Here is a 17,639-nt window from a genome sequence, read left to right as displayed (position 1 = left end):
AAGCAGCGCAGCGGGTGCTGGAGATGTGGCGCGACACGCTCGGCGAATCCGCCGAGACGGCCTTGAAGGAAATGGCCGAGCGCAGCACGGACCAGGACGCCTTCGGCCGCGCCGCACGCAAGCTGCTGGCCGCCCTCGACCTGGCCGAGGCCGAGGTGGAGACCGAGGCCGAGCAGGATGAGGAGGAAGGCGAGGGCGGCGAGACCTCCTCCCAGCAGGATCAGTCCGGGGAGGGTGAATCCCAGGCGCAGGACACCGAAAGCATGCTCGGCGCCCAGCCCGAGACCATGCAGGGCGACGCCGCCGAGGATGAAAGCCAGGAAGGCGAGGAGGAAGGCGCCGCCGCCGAGGGCGATGACCGCCCGGGCGGTCCGCAGCAGCGCAAGGAAGTGCCGGCGACGGATGACGCCTCCGTGTACCGCGCCTTCAACAAATCCTTCGACGAGGTGGTGGAGGCGGACGACCTCTGTGACGCGGATGAACTGGCGCGGCTGCGCCAGCAGCTCGACCAGCAGCTTTCGCATCTTCAGGGGGTGGTATCCAAGTTGGCCAACCGGCTTCAGCGCCGGCTGATGGCGCAGCAGCAGCGCGCCTGGGAATTCGACCTGGAGGAGGGAATCCTCGATGTGGCGCGGCTGGCGCGCGTCGTGGTCAACCCGATGCAGTCGCTGTCCTACAAGAAGGAACGCGAGGCGGATTTCCGCGACACGGTGGTGACGCTGCTCATCGACAATTCCGGGTCGATGCGCGGCCGGCCGATCACGGTGGCCGCCATGTGCTGCGACATTCTGGCGAGGACGCTGGAGCGCTGTTCGGTGAAGGTCGAGATCCTCGGCTTCACCACGCGCGCCTGGAAGGGCGGCCAGTCCCGCGAGCGTTGGGTGCAGGAAGGCAAGCCGCGCAATCCGGGGCGGCTGAACGACCTGCGCCACGTCATCTACAAATCCGCCGATGCCCCCTGGCGCCGCGCCCGCAAGAACCTTGGCCTGATGCTGCGCGAGGGGCTGCTGAAGGAGAATATCGACGGCGAGGCGCTGGAGTGGGCGTATCGCCGCCTGCTTTCCCGTACCGAGCATCGCCGCATCCTGATGGTGATCTCGGATGGCGCACCGGTGGATGACAGCACGCTGTCGGTGAATCCGGGCAACTATCTGGAACGCCACCTCCGCAAGGTGATCGGCGAGATCGAGGGCCGGGAGGCGGTGGAGCTGATCGCCATCGGTATCGGCCACGACGTCACCCGGTACTATCGCCGCGCGGTCACCATCGTGGATGCCGAGGAGCTGGGCGGCACCATGATGAAGAAGCTCGCCGAGCTGTTCGACGAGGATGCGGCTCTGGCCTGGCAGCGGGCGAGCCGGGAACGCGCGCCGCTGGTCGCCTGACCACCCGCCGCGGCCTTCTCTCTCTCGCGCTGGCCACCCTGCCGGGTTGCGTCGGCGGGGATGAGGGTATCGCGCTCAGTCAGCCGCTCGATCTGCCTGAGCAGGTGCCAGGTGCCTTGCGGCTGCTCGGCGGCCTGCGGATCAATACCGGCGTGCTCGGCTTCGGGGGGCTTTCCGGGCTGCACATGACGCCAGAGCTGGTGCTGACCGCGATCAGCGATCTGGGCCACTTCGCGGAAATGACGCTGGCGCTGGATGAAGCCTGGCGGCCGCGCCGGCTGGACCTGATTCGATCAGGGCCACTTCGCAACCTCCGCGGACAGCCACTCATCGGAACCTGGCGCGATGCGGAAGCACTGGCGCGCTTGCCTGATGGATCCTGGCTGATTGGCTTTGAGCGACGCCACCGCATCCAGCGACATCGGCGGCTGGATGGGGCGGGCGAACTCGTGCCGCCGCCGCCTGGCCTGGAGCAATCCCCCCACAATGCCGGGCTGGAGTCGCTGACGGTGCTTTCTGATGGGCGCTGGCTGGCCCTTTCGGAGGGGCTTGCGGCGCCGCAGGGCGGCCGAATGGGTTGGATCGGCCAGCCCGGACGGTGGCGCAGCTTCGGCTATCTCCCGGCCGCCGGCCATGTGCCAGTCGACGCCGCGGCGTTGCCGGATGGCGGGGTGCTGGTGCTGGAGCGGTCCTTCAGCCTGCTGGCCGGGTTCGCCGGCCGCCTGGTTCGGCTCTCTCCTGCGGCGCTGCGCGCGGCTGCCGAAGGCGCGTTGGTCGAGGGCGAGTCGCTGCTGGCTTTGGTCCCGCCGCTGCCCACGGACAATTATGAAGGCGTGGCGGTGACGGAGCGGGAAGGGCGCATGCTGGTGGCACTGGTATCGGACGATAATGAATCCTTCTGGCAGCGCAGCCTGCTGTTGCTGTTCGAGATGCCGCTTTGATCAGGTGGCATCCAGCAATCGCGAACGAGGCAGGGTGAGCCAGGCCCGTGCACCGATTCCCGGTGCGCTTTCCAGCCGGATCTCACCGCCATGCGCGGCGGCCAGGGATCGCGCCAGCGTCAGTCCGAGGTCGAGGCCCCTGGTGCCGTTGGCGGTGCCGAACCCCATGCCAGGCGCGCCGCTGGCGGCCTCGGTAACGAGGTCCTGGGCCGGCAGGCCGTCTCCCTCATCCTCAACCACGATTGCCACCGTCTCACTGCCCAGCATGTGGCGCAGGGCCACCACATCACCGTCACGGGAATGCCGGGCGGCGCGGCGCAGAAGGGCGGCGAGGGCGCCTTCCAATGCCCGGCTATCGGCCCTGACCCTGAGTCTGCGCAATTCGGGCTCGATATTCCAGTGGCGCAGCCCGGGGCGAAGCTGGGCCGACACGCTTGCCACCGCCGCATCGATCACGGGTCCGAGCAGGGCCGCGGTTTCATGCAGGGCGCGAGGGCTGGGTTCGGTGGCGAAATCGGCCAGGTCATCGGCGAGGCGCAGGAGCTGCTGCGCGACGGCTTCGGTCTGATTGTCGGCGCGGGGGTTCAGCGTGGTATCGGCCGGCGCATCCGATGCCTGCGCCATCAGCGCCAGGCCCGGCCCGCGCAATTCCTGTGCGGCCAGCGACAGGCAGCGCCCTCGTGCCGCAGCCAGCCTTTCGGCTGAAGCGACTCGATCGCGCGCAGAACGAAGGGCTCTCCGTGTCCGGATCGCGAGGGCGACCAGGGCCAGGGTGAAGGTCACGGCGACGGCAAGATTAGACTCGGTCCACATCGCCGAGACATTGGCGGAGGACTATTGCCTTGTGGTTAAGACGACCGCTTTGGCGGCTTAACCCACTCGATTTGGTACCGGCGGCACCCAGGATGTCGCCCGCCTTAAGTCATCTCCCGAACGCGGCACCGCCTTTGGCGGGCCGCTTCGGCAGATCAGGCCGCGGCCTTCTTGTCCCGCGCCCGCACCAGGCGGCGCTTCAGAACCAAAGCCTCCACCGGCAGGCGGCGGTCCGGCGTGCCGAGCAGGAAGGAGTCGAGACCCCCATTATGCTCAACCGTACGGATGCCGTTCACCGACAGGCGCATGCGCACAGGGGTGCCCAGGATGTCGGAGAAGAACGACGTCTCCTGCATGTTCGGCAGGAAGCGCCGGCGCGTCTTGTTGTTAGCGTGGCTGACGTTGTTACCCGTCAGCACGCCCTTGCCGGTGATACCGCAGCGGCGGGCCATGACTCATCTATCCCGAAAAGCACACGCACGGGTCCTGGGCCGAGTGGTCCAGGCAGCCGCGCGCGGAGGTGGTCCGGAGCCGGGGCGTATCGCGGATAAGCCCCCTCCCGTCAAGCCTTGGTCAGGTATTCGCGGCCTGCTCGGCTTCCGCCGCGCGTCGCATCTCGGCGAGCTCGCCGCCTTCCACCGAGGCAAGCGCACTTTTCAGCACGCCGGCGACGGAGCGATCATCCATGCTGCGCGCGAGCATGCCGAGCGAACCGCCCAGCAGGGCGGAGGCAATGGAGATCGGCGCGATACCCTGTTCGATCATGTACTCGATCGCCTTGTCCACAACCGAGCCGGCGTGGCTGAGATCTTCCGGGGCCACGCCCTGGGGGTCGAACTGCATAGGTGGCCTCCCTCTCAATGCTTGGACATAGGCAGGCGAGCGCGGCATGGGAACCCCTGCCGCGGCATCATGCCGGCAGCCCCGCGGCGGCCTGCGCTGCCGCTGCCGCTTCCGCGGCGGCCACCGCCTCCGACTGGCGGCGCCACATCTCCGCGTACAGGCCATCGGCCGCAATCAGTGCGGCATGCGAGCCGCGCTCGGCCACCTGGCCTTCCTGCAGCACCAGGATCTCATCCGCATCCACCACGGTGGACAGCCGATGCGCGATGACCAGCGTGGTGCGGCCGCGGGCGGCATCCCGGAGCGCCGCCTGGATGTCCTGTTCCGTGCGGGTATCGAGCGCGCTGGTGGCCTCGTCCAGGATCACGATGCGCGGGTTCTTCAGCAACGTGCGGGCGATCGCCACGCGCTGCTTTTCCCCGCCCGAGAGCTTCAGGCCGCGCTCACCTACCTTGGTGTCGTAGCCATCCGGCAGCCGCAGCACGAAGTCATGCACCTGCGCCGCGCGGGCCGCGCCCTCGATTTCGTCCTGGCTGGCGCCGGGCCGCCCATAGGCGATGTTGTAGCGGATGGTATCGTTGAACAGCACGGTGTCCTGGGGCACCACGCCGATGGCGGCGCGGACGCTGTCCTGCTGCACATCGCGCACATCCTGGCCATCGATCAGCACGCGGCCGCCGGTGGCGTCGTAGAATCGGAACAGCAGGCGGCTGATGGTGGATTTGCCGGCGCCGGTCGGGCCGACGATGGCGAGGGTGCGGCCGGGCGGCACGGTGAAGCTGACGCCCTTCAGGATCTCCCGGTCCGGACGATAGCCGAAGCGCACATCTTCGAACCGCACCTCGCCGCCGGTGGCGACCAAAGCGGGCGCCGCAGGGGCGTCGGCGATCTCGCGGTCCTGCTTCATCAGGGTGAACATCGCCTCCATGTCCACCAGCCCCTGCTTGATCTCGCGGTAGGCGAAGCCGAGGATATTCAGCGGCTGGAAAAGCTGGATCATGTAGGTGTTGACCAGCACAAAGTCGCCGACCGACATCCCGCCCTGGGAAACGCGCCCAGCAGCCATCATCATCACCACCGTCAGGCCGATGGCGATAACGGTCTGCTGGCCGAAATTCAGCCCGTTCAGGCTGATCTCGGACCGGACATAGGCGCGTTCATAGCGTTCCAGGCTGGCATCGTAGCGCCGCGCCTCATGCGTCTCGTTGCCAAAATACTTCACCGTCTCGAAGTTCAGCAGGCTGTCCACGGCACGGGTATTGGCCTCCGTGTCCGTGTCGTTCATCGCGCGGCGCAAGCGCAGGCGCCATTCGGTGAACATCAGGGTGAAGGCGATGTAGATGCCGACCGTCACGATGATGACGGCGCTGAAGGTGAAGTCGAACATCCCCCACAGGATCAGCGCCACCAGAACAATCTCGAAGATGGTCGGGATGATGTTGAACAGCAGGAAGTCCAGCACGAAGGTCATGCCGCGCGTGCCACGCTCCAGCACGCGGGACAGGCCGCCGGTCTGCCGGTCCAGGTGGAAGCGCAGCGACAGGGCGTGCAGGTGGCGGAACACCTGCAGCGCGATGCGGCGGGAGGCGCGGCCCTGCACCTTCACGAAGATCGCGTCGCGCGCCTCGTTGAAGGCGCTGCTGGTCAGGCGCAGCAGGCCATAGGCCAGGACCAGTGCGATGGGGACCGCGGCGATGGTCGCAGCAGGGCCGGCCGTGGGAGCCAGCGCATCCACGGCGCGGGCGAAGGCGATGGGAACCACCACATTGGCCGCCTTGGCGAAAACCAGCAGCACAAGGCTGACCACCACGCGAAGACGGAGTTCGACTTCGCCCTTGGGCCATAGATAGGGCACGAGCGTGAGCAGCGTTCGCAGATGACCGCGCTCGCGGGTTTGTTCGGTTTGCACGGGAAGCTCCGGAGCCTTGTTGCACCCAAGGTGGGGCTTTCCAGCCCCGGCGCAAACAGCCGCCCAGGCTTCCGTGGCATGCGTGGGGCGCGCTACAGGGACGCATGACCCCGGCCAGCCCCAGACCCGATCCCGATTGGCCCGCCTTCGAGCGGCATGTCGCGGCCTGCAACAACATCGCCTCCCCGGCGAACCTCATCCGCTTTCGCATCGGGGAGGAGCAGGTGGGGTGGGTAGGGGTGGATCTGGCGCGGGCACTGGCCTTCTACCCGCGGGAGTTCCATTTCGATGGGCGCGGCGTCGCACTGGCCAGCCGCCTGCGTGCGCCCGGCGCCCGAAGCCAGGCGCTGGCCGGGGTGGTCAGGGGGTTGGCCGGGCGTGGCCATCTGACCCTGCGGCACGAGGATTTTGACGTGCGCCCGAGCACCGAGGGGCCGGTTCTGGCGCAGCTCGACCGGGGCGCGATGCCGGCCTTCGGCGTCATGTCGCAGGGCGTTCATGTGAATGGCTTCGTCCGGCGCGCTGATGGCCTGCATCTCTGGGTCGGATGGCGATCGCGCCACAAATCGGTGGCGCCGGGGCAACTCGACAATCTGGTGGCGGGCGGCGTTCCTGCCGGGCTGTCGGTGGCCGAGACACTGGTGAAGGAGGCAGCGGAGGAAGCCTCGATCCCGCCTGAACTCGCTGGTCAGGCCCGACTGGTCGGGCGCGTTTCCTATGTAATGGCGACGCCCGAGGGCCTGCGGCGGGATGTGCTGCACTGCCACGACCTCGAACTGCCGGAAGGCTTCGTGCCACAGCCGCACGATGATGAGGTGGAGCGCTTCGAGCTATGGCCGGTCGCGCAACTGCTCGCGGAGGTGCGGGACCGCGACCGGGTGAAGTTCAACGTCAACCTGGTCCTGATCGACTTCTTCCTGCGGCACGGCCTGCTCGACGCTGCGGCGCCCGAGGCGGCGTCCTTGCGCGCGGGGCTCGATCAGGTCGCCTGAGCGTCTGCCGGCTGCCGCAATTGCTGGCAGAGGTCTTCCAGCGTCGTCGCGGCCAGATCCGCCTCCATCGCGGCTTCCGCCGAGTCGAAGGCGCGGCGGAGCAGGCCCGGAATGGCCGGGGCGGGGCTGGTCTCGGCGCGGGCGGGGCCGCGGTGGACCGGCAGCAGGGGCAGGCCCTTGCGGCGCATGGCCTGCCAGACCTGGCCAAGCGTGATGCTGTCCGGCGCCTTGGCCAGTTCCGCGCCACCTGGACCGCGGCGGATCCGGATCAGGCCGGCCCTGGCCAGTTGCCCGGCGAGGCGACGAATCACCACCGGGTTGGTGCCGACGCTTTCCGCGAGGCGGCCGCTGGTAAGCTGGCCGCCTGGCGCGGTGGCCAGCAACAGGAGGATATGCACAGCAACTGCGAAGCGTGTGGCGACCATAATTCCTACACGCGCGGCGACGCGATTGGTTCCGCAATGTCCAACGCGGTTGACCTTTCTATGAACATAAAGCGAACATAGGGCATGTCAGAGACCCTTGCTCCCTCCACGCCCGAACGCACCCTGTCGGTCTGCCGCGCCGCCGCCCGTTTCTGTGCCCAGCGCGGCTGGGCGCCGCTGCGGGAGATGCCGCTGCCGAATGGACGGCGCGCCGACATCCTGGCGCTGCTGCCCGATGGCGGCTTTGCGGTGGTGGAGGTGAAGTCCTGTGCGCGGGATTTCCTCAGCGACGGAAAATGGCCGGAATACCGGGCCTTTTGCGACCGGCTGTACTTCGCCGTCGATCTCGATTTTCCCGAGGCCCTGCTGCCGCCGGAGGTCGGCGTGATGGTGGCGAACGGCCCGGATGCCTCCCTTATCCGGGAAGCCCCGGCGCACCCGCTGGCACCCGCACGGCGACGCGCCCTGCTACATCGCTATGCCATGGTGGCGGCGGGGCGCCTGGCGGCGATCCAGGACCCGGCCGGGCAGTCCGAGATCCGGTCGGCCCTTCGGGTGGAATAGATCAGCCGCGAATGCGGGCGACGGTGGCCGTTGTGCTCTGGCCGGGCAACAGCGCCGCAAGGCGCACCTGCCCGCCCCAATCAGTGACCAGATCGGCGCCAACCACCTTATCCACGGTGTAGTCGGCGCCCTTCACCAGAATTTCGGGCCGCAGCAGTCGCAGCAATTCAAGGGGCGTATCCTCCTCGAACACCGAGACCAGATCCACCGAGGCCAGGGAGGCGAGCACGGCGGCGCGGGCGGCCTCGCCCTGGATCGGCCGGGTTTCGCCCTTCAGGCGCTTCACGCTGGAATCGGCGTTCAACCCGACCACAAGCCGGTCGCACCACGACCGTGCCTGTTCCAGCAAATGGACATGGCCGGGGTGCAGCAGGTCGAAGCAGCCATTGGTGAAGCCGATGCGCCAGCCACGCCGGCGCCAGCGTTCCACCTGTTCCTGCGCCTGGGCCCGGGAGACGACTTTTCGCAGGGCACCCCGTTCCGGCGTCAGTGCCTCCAGCAGGTCGCTTTCGCGCGCCACGGCGGTGCCGACCTTGCCGACCACGATGCCGGCCCCGATGTTGGCCAGCCGCGCAGAGACGGGCGCGGACAGACCGGCCGCGAGGCCTGCCGCCACGATGGCCACCACCGTATCCCCGGCACCGGAGACGTCATGCACCTCGGGCGCTTCCGCGGGGAAGTGGCGTACGCCCTCGGCGGCCACCAGCGTCATGCCATCCTCGCTCCGGGTCACCAGCACGGCGCCAAAGCCATGATCCGCCCGCAACCGCTCGGCCGCGGCAACCAGCGCGGCTTCGGTGTCCACCGGCATGCCGGTGGCCAGCTTCAGCTCGGCGCGGTTCGGGGTGATGAGGTCGGCGCCGGCATAGCGCGCGTAATCAATGCCCTTGGGGTCCACCACGACGCGCCGCCCGGCACCGCGGGCAGCGGCGATCAGGCGCTGGGCCGTATCGCCGGACAGCACGCCCTTGTTGTAGTCGGACAGCACCATCACCGTGGTCGCGGCCACCGCATCGGCGGCGATCCGCACCAGCCGCTCCGCAAGGCGCGGATGGATCGGTCCTGGCATCTCATGATCGGCCCGCAGCAATTGCTGGCCGGCCGCGATGAAGCGTGTCTTGGTGGTGGTGGCGCGTCCGCCCTGCACCAGAAGCCAGGGCTCCACATTCGGCTGGCCGCCGATGAGGCCGGTCAGGTCGCTGCCTGCCTGGTCATCGCCCACGACCGAGACGAAGGCGACCGCGGCGCCGAGCGCCGTCAGGTTGCGAACCACATTGCCGGCCCCGCCAGGCATCGCGACCTCCCGCTCCACCGCAAGGACGGCGACGGGGGCTTCGGGGCTGACCCTTTCGACCTGCCCATAGACGTAGCGATCCAGCATGGCGTCGCCGACAACGAGGACCGATGCGCGCTTGAGAAGGCGCACGGCCTCGGTCAGTTCGCCGACCGGGATTTCTGGCGTGGGTAGGTCGGCGGGCGCGGGGCCTTGCATCATGCTGGCGTAGCGCAATCGCCGCCCCCGGTGCAAGGCACGCCAGCGGCGCGCATGCCGAAAGCGGTGCCGTGGGATGGCTGATTAGGCACGCAGGAAACCCACCTGGTCGGCCTCGAACACCCCGCAGGTCAGGTCGCCACCCATGACCGCACCGGTGTCGAGGCCAATTCTGTGTGGCCGGATTTCCGGGCTGGGTGCGGGTGTGTGCCCATGCACCACAACGGCCGGTAGCACCCCGCGCCAGGACAGGAAGGGCTCCCGGATCCAGAGCAGATCCGCGTCATCCTGCTCCTCCAGCGTCCGGTCCGGCCGGATGCCGGCATGGACGAAAAGGTAGCCGCCAGCGGCGAAGCGGGGGCGACAGGCCTGCAGCAGTTGCAGATCCGCTTCACGGACCCGTGCCCAGCTCGCCGGGTGGCGCGGGGATGCGCCATAGCTCTCCAGCGTCGGGCCGGCGCCGTTGAGCAGCCAGAGCGAGACGGCCTCCTCCGCTGCATCCTCAGCCAATGCGTCCAGCATCATGCGGTCGTGATTGCCCATCAGGTTCACCATCGGCAGGCCCGTGATCGGCTGTGCCAAGCGGGCCAGCACGCCGGCGCTGTCGGGGCCGCGATCGACATAATCCCCGAGATGCAACAGCAGGGGCCGGGCGATGGGCCGCGCCGCGAGGTCCGCGAGAATCTTCTCGTGCAGAACCGCCAGCCGCGCCGCGCATCCATGGGTGTCGCCAATCGCGTAAATGCGCTGGCCCGCGGGCAGCGAGGCAGGAGCCTTTGCCAAGGCGAGGGATTCTTCGCCGATTAACTGTCTGGAAGCCATTGCAAGCTGAGTGTAGCCGCGCCGGGGGCGCCGTCGCCATCCCGATCCTCGCGGTCTCACGCACATGTCCGAAGGTTCGAATTCAGCCGTCGCGGCCGGAGCTGCCGCGTTCCAGACGCCTCTGCTCGCTGTGATGCGGGAGGCGTTGCGCAGCCCCATGGGCCGGGTGGTGCTGCGCGTGCCGGCGATGCCGCCGCACCGCCGTCGCGTCGCTCGCGCCCTGCTGCAGGAAGGCGCGCTTGCCGCAGGCGGAGTGGTGCTGGATGGACCGAATGAGGAATTGCTGCTGATCGGGGCCGAGGCCGGACGGGCGGTGCGGCTTCGCGGGCTGCTCGACCGGCTGATCGGCAGCCAGGTCACCGGACTTTGGTCGCTCGAGCGGGATGCTGCGGCACTGCAAGCCTTTGCGGCCGCGGCGGAGGCCGGGGCGCCCGGCCCGAATGGCAGTGGCCCGGCCTTGGCCGGCCTTGACGGGTGGCTGCGCGCCTTGCCACTGGAGCGCGTCGTAAGACGGGTTACCGGGATGCGGCTCGACCCCTCGGGCGGCCCGGCCCGGCCTGCCTTCCTCCGCCTCTCGATCGCGCGCCAGCCATTGGCCTGCCTGCTCGGTGGCCTGGGGGCCGATGCGGATCTGATCGAGCACGCAACGCGGAGCCTGGCCGCAAGGCTGCTGATCGCCATCGGCGATCCGTCGCAGCGGCGCGAATTGATGGGCAGTTCGCTGCCCGGCCCGCTTCACCTGCCGGTGCCGCCGGCGCCGTTGAGCGGGCGCAGTGATGGCGGCGGCGGAGGCGGCCGCGGTGCGCTGGTGGCAACGCTGGGGCTGGAGATGGCCGGCAACCCGGCCGCCCTGCAGGCCCGGCGGGAAAGCCTTGCCCTGCAAGGGTGGGCATTGGAACTCGAAGGCCTCGACGCTGCCTCGCTCCGGCTGCTGGCGATCGAGGCGCTGCCGGCCGATTGGCTTCGCATCACCTGGTCGCCCGCGCTTGCGGCGCCATGCGCCATGGCGGCGCTGCGCCGGGCCGACCCTGAGCGGGTGATCCTTGCCGGGGTGAGTGATGACACGGCCCTCGACTGGGCAAGACATATGGGGCTGCGGCTGCTGGAGGGCGCGGCCGCGGAAGCGGGGCCAGGGCTGCAGGTGCCGCGGCCGGTCCCGGCGGCAATGAGCGCTGCCAATAGGCACGCCGCAGCCGCACCGGCGCGGCCGGCCGCATGAGGGCCGATACCGACGGCGACCGGCGCCCGGGCGGTGTCCGCGCCGCCGCAGAATTGGCAACGCTGGTCCGCGAGAGCGTCGCCGCGAATGCGGTGCGGGAAGTGTTGCATCTTCGCCTGTCCGGCCTCGGGCCCGCGGCGCGTCGGCCGCACCACCAGCGGCTGCTGCGCGATGCGCTGGAGCCGGTCCTCGCCGCGGCGCGGACCCGTGTCTTTGACCTGCCGAATGGAGATGTGGTGGCGGTTGCGGCGCCGCCGGGGCTGGTGCTGGAGACGGCCCGCCTCGCGCTGCTGCGGACGTTGGACGCCGCGGCTGGGGAGGCGGTGCAGGCCATGCGATTGCCGGCCGGGGCCGCGCAGCTGCTGGCGATCACCGCCGAAAGCCTGGGCATGGGGCAGATCGACGTTTCACCGCGGTTCGTCGCAGATGCCAGCCCCATCAACAGCTTCGACCTGGCCATGGCCGAGCGGGCGCTGGCACAGGCGGATCTGGAGGCGATGACGATCGCGCAGGGCGTCTGCCGGCTTGATCCTGAAGGGGAACCGGCGGAGGCCCTGTGGGAAGACCGGCGGCTTGCCTGGGGCAGCCTGGCCGAGGCCGTGCTGCCCGGTGTTGATATCGGGAGTTGTTCCGCGCTGCAGCGGCGCCTGACCCGCCTGGCGGAATTGCGGATGCTGGCCGAGATCGGGCGGCCGGCGGTGCAGCTCGCCTGGCGCCGGGTCGGGCTCGCGGTGGTGCCGGCGACGCTCGCGACCCCCGCATTTCAACGATTTGACAGCAGCCTGCCAGCCGGGCGACGGCGGGATATCACGCTGGCCTTCCGCCCGGCGGATATCCTGGCGGACCCGGCCGGATTCCTGACTGCGCGGGATATGGCGCGCGGCCGCGGGTACCGGACAGCGCTGGATGACGCGCCTCCCGAATTGCTCGCGGTTCTGCCGCCGGAGCATCTGGAGCTGGACCTGCTGCGGCTGCGCTGGTCGGCCGACCTGCCGGTGGCGACACCGGCCTGCCTGGATCGCGCCTTGCTGCGGCCAGAGCAGGTGGTGCTGGTCGGTGTTGATCGGCCTGCCGCCATCGCCTGGGGGTGGGAGGTTGGCATCCGCGTCTTCCAGGGCGCACTGGTGGAGCGTCGGCGCTCCGGCTAGATCGGGGCTGTGCAGATCACCCGGTTGTTTCTCGTCCGTCATGCGCTGGTGGAGCCCTCCGCCCGCGCCGTCGTCTATGGCAGCATGGATGTTGCCCTGTGCGAACTCGCCTTGCGGCAGGAGGCCGCAGCCTATCGCTGGCTGGCGGCGCGGCTGCCGGAAGGCGCGCGTTGGGTTGTGACGCCACTCTCCCGCACCCGGGCCACCGCGGCCGCCATATTTGCCGCCGGCTATGCGCCGGCGCCGCTGGAGGTGGAGCCGGATCTGGCGGAACAGCATCTGGGCGATTGGCAGGGCCTGTCGCATGAACGCTTCGCCGCCCTGATCCGCCATCCGCCGCACCCCTTCTGGCCCCATGCGGCGGAGGAGAAGCCACCGGGCGGGGAGTCCTTTGCTGAAGTGGTACAGCGGGTTTCGGCGGTGCTGGACCGGCTGGTGCAGGACGCGCCGGGCCGCGACATCGTGATCGTGGCGCATGGCGGCTCGATTCGCGCCGCAATCGCACAGGCCATGGGGCTGAGCCCGCATCAGGCGCTGATCTTCTCGGTCCGGAACCTTTCCATGACCCGGCTGGAGCGGCACGGCATGGATTGGCGCGTCGCGGCGGTGAATGAGGAACCCTTCACGCTGCCCGCCACGGAGTAGGGGCTAGGCGTCCCGTCGGTTCGCCTTGGACACCCGAGTCGCGGGCATGTAGAGTATTCCCTGACATAGGGTTGCGGGGGGCTTTTCATGTTCCGTGGGATGATGCTTGCCATCGGGCTGCTGTTCTCCCTGCCGGTGGTGTCCCTGCCGGCGGTTGCGCAGCAGGAAGAACAGGCGCTGGTCGACCGCGCCACGCTCGCGGTGCAGGAATTGATGAGCACCGGCGATATGACGGCCGATGCAATCGGCTTCCTGCAAAGGGCGCGGGCGGTGATGGTGTGCCCGCGGGTCTTCCGCGCTGGCTTCATCCTGGGCGGGGAGGGCGGGTCCTGCGTCCTGGTCGGCCGGGACGGCGCTGGGTCCTGGTCGTCGCCCGCTTTCTATGGCCTCGGGTCTGGCAGCATCGGCCTGCAGATCGGCGTTCAGGACGCCATGGTGGCCATGATGATCATGACCGATCGCGGGCTGCAGGCGATCATGGACAGCCAGTTCAAGATCGGTGCGGACGCCTCACTCGTTTTCGCCACCGTCGGCGGCGGCATCCAGGGTAGCACCACGGCGGCCGCGGGCGCGGATATCGTAGCGATTGCCAAGTCGCGTGGCCTGTTTGCCGGGGTGTCGCTGTCCGGGTCGGTGCTATCCTACCGGCCGAACTCCGCCCGTGCCTATTACGGACGGGACCATGCCGCGCGACAGATCGTCGTGGCGATGGAGGCGCATAATCCGGGCTCCGACCCGCTGCGCGCCATGCTGCTGCGCTACGGCGCCCGCTGACCGAGCGGCATGCCGGACTGATTCGCAAAATGCGACGCAGGATGCCGGTACGCCGCGTGCACTGAAGACCTCAAGGCGACCCGTCACTGGTCGCCCGATGCAAATCGAGAGGTCCGTCGTGCACCCGCAGCCCAGGCTCAGTGTCGTGATCCCCGCCCACAACGCCTTGCGTTGGCTGCCCGGTGCGATCGCCTCGCTTGGCGTTTTCGGCGAGATCGAGATCCTGGTCGTCGATGACGGCTCCCAGGATGGGACGGGTGACTACCTCCGCGGTATTGCGGCCTCGGACCGGCGTGTGCGTCCCCTGGCTACCACCGCGGCAGGGCCGGCAGCCGCGCGCAATGTGGGTCTCGCTGCGGCGCAGGCGCCCCTGGTTGCCTTTCTCGATGCCGACGACAGATGGCGCCGTGGCAAGATGGCAGCGCAGATGGAACTGCACCGGCTCTACCCCGATATCGGGTTCTCCTTCACCGATCATCGCCGCTTCGCCGAGGATGGAACCGAGCTTGCCACCGGCTTTGGTCGTTGCCGCGCCTTTGCCGCCCGCCACAGCATGCGGCGTGAGGCCTTCATCCTGCATCGGGATGCCCAGGCGGCGATCTATGCGGAGCCGGTGGTCGCGACCTCCACTGTCATGGCACAGACCGCTTTGCTGCGTGCGGTCGGTGGTTTCAATGAACAGTTGCGACGGGCCGAAGATTGGGATCTTTGGTTGCACCTTGCGGCCTGTGCCCCGGTGGGCTGTCTGCCGCGCAGCTTGGCGGACCGGCTGGTGCGCGCGGTGGATCCGGAAGGCCCGGAAGGGCAGGCGCGACGCATCGCGCGCCGCCGCGTGGCGGAGGCCTACGCCCTGCCGGTCAGCCAGTTGGATGCGGATGCCGTGCAGCAGTGCAGGACCAGCCAATTGGCGCTGGAAGCCGATGGTGCGGCGCTGGCCGGTCTGCGTGTCCAGGCCGCGATGCTTCGGCTTTCGGCCTTTGCCCAGCAGCCGAGTGGCAAGATGGCTCGTGCCGCCGCGCGGGATCTGTTCGGCATGCGCTCGCTGGACCAGCGTGTCCCGTAGGGGCGCCGTATCGATACCTTCAACATGCAGCATGCGTTGACCAGATGGCCGTGCAATGCGAGAGGTGGAGCGTGAACGCAATCGACCCGGAGATCGCTGGACAGCTTGCGTCGGAACTGCCGCGCGAGGATTTCGTGCGAATCGTGCGGACCTTCGAGGATGACCTCGGCCGGCTGGCGCGACTCCTGGAAGCGGCCGTCGCTGCTGGCGATGAGGAGGGTTACAGGCGCTCGGCGCACAGCCTGGCGGGTGCAGCGGCGGCCGTAGGCGCGCGGCGCCTGGAGCAGGTCGCGCGGATCGCCATGGATCATCGCAATCCGGCCGATCCACGTGTCTTGGCGCTTCAGGTCAGGCAGGAAGCATCCGAGGCGCTGGCCGAGTTGTCCGCCTTGGCGGAGCACCCGCCCGGGGCGAGCTAGCGCCGCATGGCCGCTTCCGCGGCGCGGATCCTGATTGTTGAAGACACACCGACGCAGGCGGAAGTCGCCGGCGCCCTGTTGCGGACACTCGGTCTGGAAACCCGTGTCGCAGAGACGGGCGCGCAAGCAATCAGCATCGCACAGACCTGGCGCCCCGATGCCATTCTGATGGATCTGGAACTGCCGGATTTCTCGGGTTTCGAAACCATGCGCCGGCTGCGCACCGAGGGGGTGGAAGCGGCGATCATTGTCGTCACGGCGCATGGTAGCGTGAACCATGCGGTTGAGGCGATGCGTGAAGGGGCCGTCGACTTCATCGTCAAGCCCTACGCCAAGGCCCGCCTGACGGTGACCCTGCAGAACGCGCTGGAGAAGCGCGCCCTGGCGACCGAACTGCGGGAGGCGAAGGCACAGCTGGGCCGCGATCGCTTCTTCGGCTTTATCGGCGCCTCTGCCACCATGCAGGCCGTCTATCGGACGATCGAGAGCGTTGCGGCAAGCAAGGCCAGCGTCTTCATCACCGGGGAAAGCGGTACCGGAAAGGAACTCGCGGCCGAAGCGGTTCACCGGGCAAGTCCCCGCAAGGGCAGGGCGTTCGTCACCCTGAACTGCGGCGCGATTCCGCGGGATCTTCTGGAATCCGAGATATTCGGCCATGTGAAAGGCGCCTTCACCGGCGCCACGGACAGCCGCGCCGGCGCTGCGAAACTCGCCGATGGCGGCACCTTGTTCCTCGACGAGATTGGCGAAATGCCGATCGAGATGCAGGTCAAGCTGTTGCGATTCGTGCAGACCGGCACCTTCCAGCCGGTTGGCGCGTCCCGCCCCGAGAAAGTGGATGTCCGGATCGTGTCCGCGACCAACCGCGATCCATGGGTCGAGGTTGAGACTGGGCGATTTCGGGAGGACCTGTACTACCGGCTTTATGTGGTGCCGCTGCACCTTCCGCCACTGCGGGAGCGCGGCGAAGACAGCCTGCTGATCGCGCGGCATTTCCTGGCGGCCTTCGCGCGTGAGGAAGGCAAGCGCCTGCGCGGCTTCACCTGGGAGGTGGAGCAGGTCCTTCGCGCCTATTCCTGGCCCGGGAATGTACGGCAATTGCAGAACGTGGTTCGGAACATCGTCGTTCTGCACGATGGCGATCGGGTGGAAATGTCCATGCTGCCCCCGATGCTGCTGCGCGGCGCGCCGGGCCAGGGGGCCGTTGTACCGGATCCCGTTGGCGCCCCGCCTGTTGAACCGGAGGCGCTGCCTGTCGTGCCTCCGTGCGTTGCGAAGGAGCCGCCGGTTCCCATGCCGGCGCAGCCTGCGCCGACCTTCGCACCCCACCAGGCAGCACCCCTGGCGCCGCCGCCGCAGAACGAGGCCTTCCAACCGCTGGCCGAGGTCGAGAAGCGGCATATCCTTGCCGCACTCGACCGGGTGGCGCAGGACGTGCCGCGCGCCGCCGCGCTGCTTGGGATCAACCCCTCGACCATCTATCGCAAATTACAGGCCTGGCGGAGTGACGCGTCCGGGTAGGCGCGAGGATCACCCCTGCGCCAATGGCTGGCATCCGTTTCGCCTGTAGCTCAGCAGAAGCGATTGGACTGCTCTCAGAGAGGCGAGGTGCGATCGCCCTCGCCCAGCGCCCGCTGCATGAACACCACATCCACCCAGCGGCCGAACTTCAAGCCGGCGGCCTTGAGCACGCCTGCCTGCCGGAAGCCGAGGGAGACATGCAGGCCGATGGAGCCCACATTCTCGGAATCGCCAATCACCGCTAGCATCTGCCTGAAGCCGCAATCCGTGGCGCGGCGCAGCAGGATCTCGACCAGCGCCTTGCCGACGCCTTGGCCACGCACGTCGTCCCGGACATAGATCGAGTTCTCGGCGCAGAAACGGTAGGCGGAGCGATCCCTGAACTGGTTGAAGTAGGCGTAGCCCATGACAACGCCGTCCTGCTCCGCGACCAACCAGGTCCAGCCCGAATCCTGAACCTTGGCGATTCGCTGCGCCATTTCTTCCTGGCTTGGTGGCTCTTCCTCGAAGGTGCCGGTGCCGACCTTCACGTGATGGGCGTAGATCGCGGTAATGGCGGGAAGATCCGCGGCAACTGCGTCACGAATCAGCATGGCAAGGGTCCCGGAGGCGGCGCGAGGCTATCAGCGATAGGCGGACGGGCGCTGGGGGGCAAGCGTGGCAG

19 protein-coding genes are annotated in these 17,639 nt (G+C 68.6%); 11 read left to right on the top strand and 8 right to left on the bottom strand.

Annotated elements, in window-relative coordinates:
- Together Q8S40_RS04570 and Q8S40_RS04565 are read left to right on the top strand one after the other, a co-directional pair.
- The coding region (locus tag Q8S40_RS04570; RefSeq protein WP_305669448.1) for a cobaltochelatase CobT-related protein at nt 1-1,385 on the top strand (1,385 nt) is incomplete at its 5' end.
- Between the two features lie 104 nt (nt 1,386-1,489).
- Nucleotides 1,490-2,326 (top strand): esterase-like activity of phytase family protein, encoded by an 837-nt coding sequence (locus tag Q8S40_RS04565; RefSeq protein WP_305669447.1) that lies wholly within the window; start codon nt 1,490-1,492, stop codon nt 2,324-2,326.
- On the opposite strand, the gene Q8S40_RS04560 is transcribed toward Q8S40_RS04565, so the two are convergent.
- From Q8S40_RS04560 to Q8S40_RS04545, 4 genes are all read right to left on the bottom strand, one after another.
- Nucleotides 2,327-3,109: a sensor histidine kinase KdpD gene (locus Q8S40_RS04560; RefSeq protein ID WP_305669446.1), complete on the bottom strand. Its 783-nt coding sequence runs from the start codon at nt 3,107-3,109 to the stop codon at nt 2,327-2,329.
- 185 nt (nt 3,110-3,294) lie between these two features.
- The gene (gene rpmB, locus Q8S40_RS04555) at nt 3,295-3,591 is read right to left on the bottom strand and encodes a 50S ribosomal protein L28 (RefSeq protein WP_168051475.1); all 297 of its coding nucleotides are present in this window, start codon (nt 3,589-3,591) and stop codon (nt 3,295-3,297) included.
- 121 nt (nt 3,592-3,712) lie between these two features.
- The gene (locus Q8S40_RS04550) at nt 3,713-3,982 is read right to left on the bottom strand and encodes a hypothetical protein (protein WP_304809086.1); all 270 of its coding nucleotides are present in this window, start codon (nt 3,980-3,982) and stop codon (nt 3,713-3,715) included.
- Between the two features lie 67 nt (nt 3,983-4,049).
- A complete protein-coding gene (locus Q8S40_RS04545; protein WP_305669445.1) occupies nt 4,050-5,891 on the bottom strand; it encodes an ABC transporter ATP-binding protein/permease in 1,842 nt (613 codons plus the stop codon).
- Nucleotides 5,892-5,995: 104 nt separating this feature from the next.
- On the opposite strand from Q8S40_RS04545, the gene Q8S40_RS04540 reads away from it, so the two are divergent.
- A complete protein-coding gene (locus Q8S40_RS04540; RefSeq protein WP_304809082.1) occupies nt 5,996-6,883 on the top strand; it encodes an NUDIX hydrolase family protein in 888 nt (295 codons plus the stop codon).
- Here the strand turns inward: Q8S40_RS04540 and Q8S40_RS04535 are convergent.
- On the bottom strand, nt 6,871-7,308 hold the full coding sequence (locus Q8S40_RS04535; RefSeq protein ID WP_304809080.1) for an Rrf2 family transcriptional regulator: 438 nt from the start codon (nt 7,306-7,308) through the stop codon (nt 6,871-6,873). The two genes, Q8S40_RS04540 and Q8S40_RS04535, sit on opposite strands and share 13 nt — an antisense overlap.
- An 84-nt stretch (nt 7,309-7,392) precedes the next feature.
- Here Q8S40_RS04535 and Q8S40_RS04530 point away from each other — a divergent pair, with 84 nt between their 5' ends.
- On the top strand, nt 7,393-7,872 hold the full coding sequence (locus tag Q8S40_RS04530; RefSeq protein ID WP_305669444.1) for an MmcB family DNA repair protein: 480 nt from the start codon (nt 7,393-7,395) through the stop codon (nt 7,870-7,872).
- 1 nt (nt 7,873) lies between these two features.
- Here Q8S40_RS04530 and rfaE1 read toward each other — a convergent pair whose 3' ends face one another.
- Nucleotides 7,874-9,364 carry a D-glycero-beta-D-manno-heptose-7-phosphate kinase gene (rfaE1, locus tag Q8S40_RS04525; protein WP_304809201.1) on the bottom strand — a complete coding sequence of 497 codons (1,491 nt, stop codon included), beginning with the start codon at nt 9,362-9,364 and terminating at the stop codon, nt 7,874-7,876.
- An 84-nt stretch (nt 9,365-9,448) separates the two neighbouring features.
- Nucleotides 9,449-10,147, bottom strand: a complete 699-nt coding sequence (locus Q8S40_RS04520; protein WP_305669443.1) for a metallophosphoesterase — start codon at nt 10,145-10,147, stop codon at nt 9,449-9,451.
- A 103-nt stretch (nt 10,148-10,250) separates the two neighbouring features.
- On the opposite strand from Q8S40_RS04520, the gene Q8S40_RS04515 reads away from it, so the two are divergent.
- The 7 genes from Q8S40_RS04515 to Q8S40_RS04485 all read left to right on the top strand — a co-directional run bounded on the left by Q8S40_RS04515 (nt 10,251) and on the right by Q8S40_RS04485 (nt 16,975).
- The gene (locus tag Q8S40_RS04515; RefSeq protein ID WP_305669442.1) at nt 10,251-11,405 is read left to right on the top strand and encodes a hypothetical protein; all 1,155 of its coding nucleotides are present in this window, start codon (nt 10,251-10,253) and stop codon (nt 11,403-11,405) included.
- Nucleotides 11,402-12,553 (top strand): hypothetical protein, encoded by a 1,152-nt coding sequence (locus Q8S40_RS04510; RefSeq protein ID WP_305669441.1) that lies wholly within the window; start codon nt 11,402-11,404, stop codon nt 12,551-12,553. Before Q8S40_RS04515 ends, Q8S40_RS04510 begins: the two co-directional genes overlap by 4 nt.
- Before the next feature lie 9 nt (nt 12,554-12,562).
- On the top strand, nt 12,563-13,198 hold the full coding sequence (locus Q8S40_RS04505) for a histidine phosphatase family protein (RefSeq protein ID WP_305669440.1): 636 nt from the start codon (nt 12,563-12,565) through the stop codon (nt 13,196-13,198).
- A 99-nt stretch (nt 13,199-13,297) separates the two neighbouring features.
- Entirely contained in the window at nt 13,298-13,972 is a 675-nt protein-coding gene (locus Q8S40_RS04500; protein WP_305669439.1) for a lipid-binding SYLF domain-containing protein, read from the top strand.
- Nucleotides 13,881-15,035, top strand: coding sequence for a glycosyltransferase family 2 protein (locus Q8S40_RS25140; RefSeq protein ID WP_371136802.1), 1,155 nt, complete (start codon nt 13,881-13,883; stop codon nt 15,033-15,035). Before Q8S40_RS04500 ends, Q8S40_RS25140 begins: the two co-directional genes overlap by 92 nt.
- 71 nt (nt 15,036-15,106) lie before the next feature.
- Nucleotides 15,107-15,454, top strand: coding sequence for an Hpt domain-containing protein (locus tag Q8S40_RS04490; RefSeq protein ID WP_305669437.1), 348 nt, complete (start codon nt 15,107-15,109; stop codon nt 15,452-15,454).
- A gap of 6 nt (nt 15,455-15,460) precedes the next feature.
- On the top strand, nt 15,461-16,975 hold the full coding sequence (locus Q8S40_RS04485; RefSeq protein ID WP_305669436.1) for a sigma-54 dependent transcriptional regulator: 1,515 nt from the start codon (nt 15,461-15,463) through the stop codon (nt 16,973-16,975).
- Between the two features lie 74 nt (nt 16,976-17,049).
- Here Q8S40_RS04485 and Q8S40_RS04480 read toward each other — a convergent pair whose 3' ends face one another.
- Nucleotides 17,050-17,568: a GNAT family N-acetyltransferase gene (locus tag Q8S40_RS04480; protein ID WP_304809062.1), complete on the bottom strand. Its 519-nt coding sequence runs from the start codon at nt 17,566-17,568 to the stop codon at nt 17,050-17,052.
- Nucleotides 17,569-17,639 lie beyond the last annotated feature (71 nt).

Origin of the sequence: Falsiroseomonas sp., assembly GCF_030695085.1 — a bacterium.
GTDB lineage: Bacteria > Pseudomonadota > Alphaproteobacteria > Acetobacterales > Acetobacteraceae > Falsiroseomonas.
Note: the sequence above shows the minus strand (reverse complement) of the source record. Positions and strands in the feature narration are given on the sequence as shown.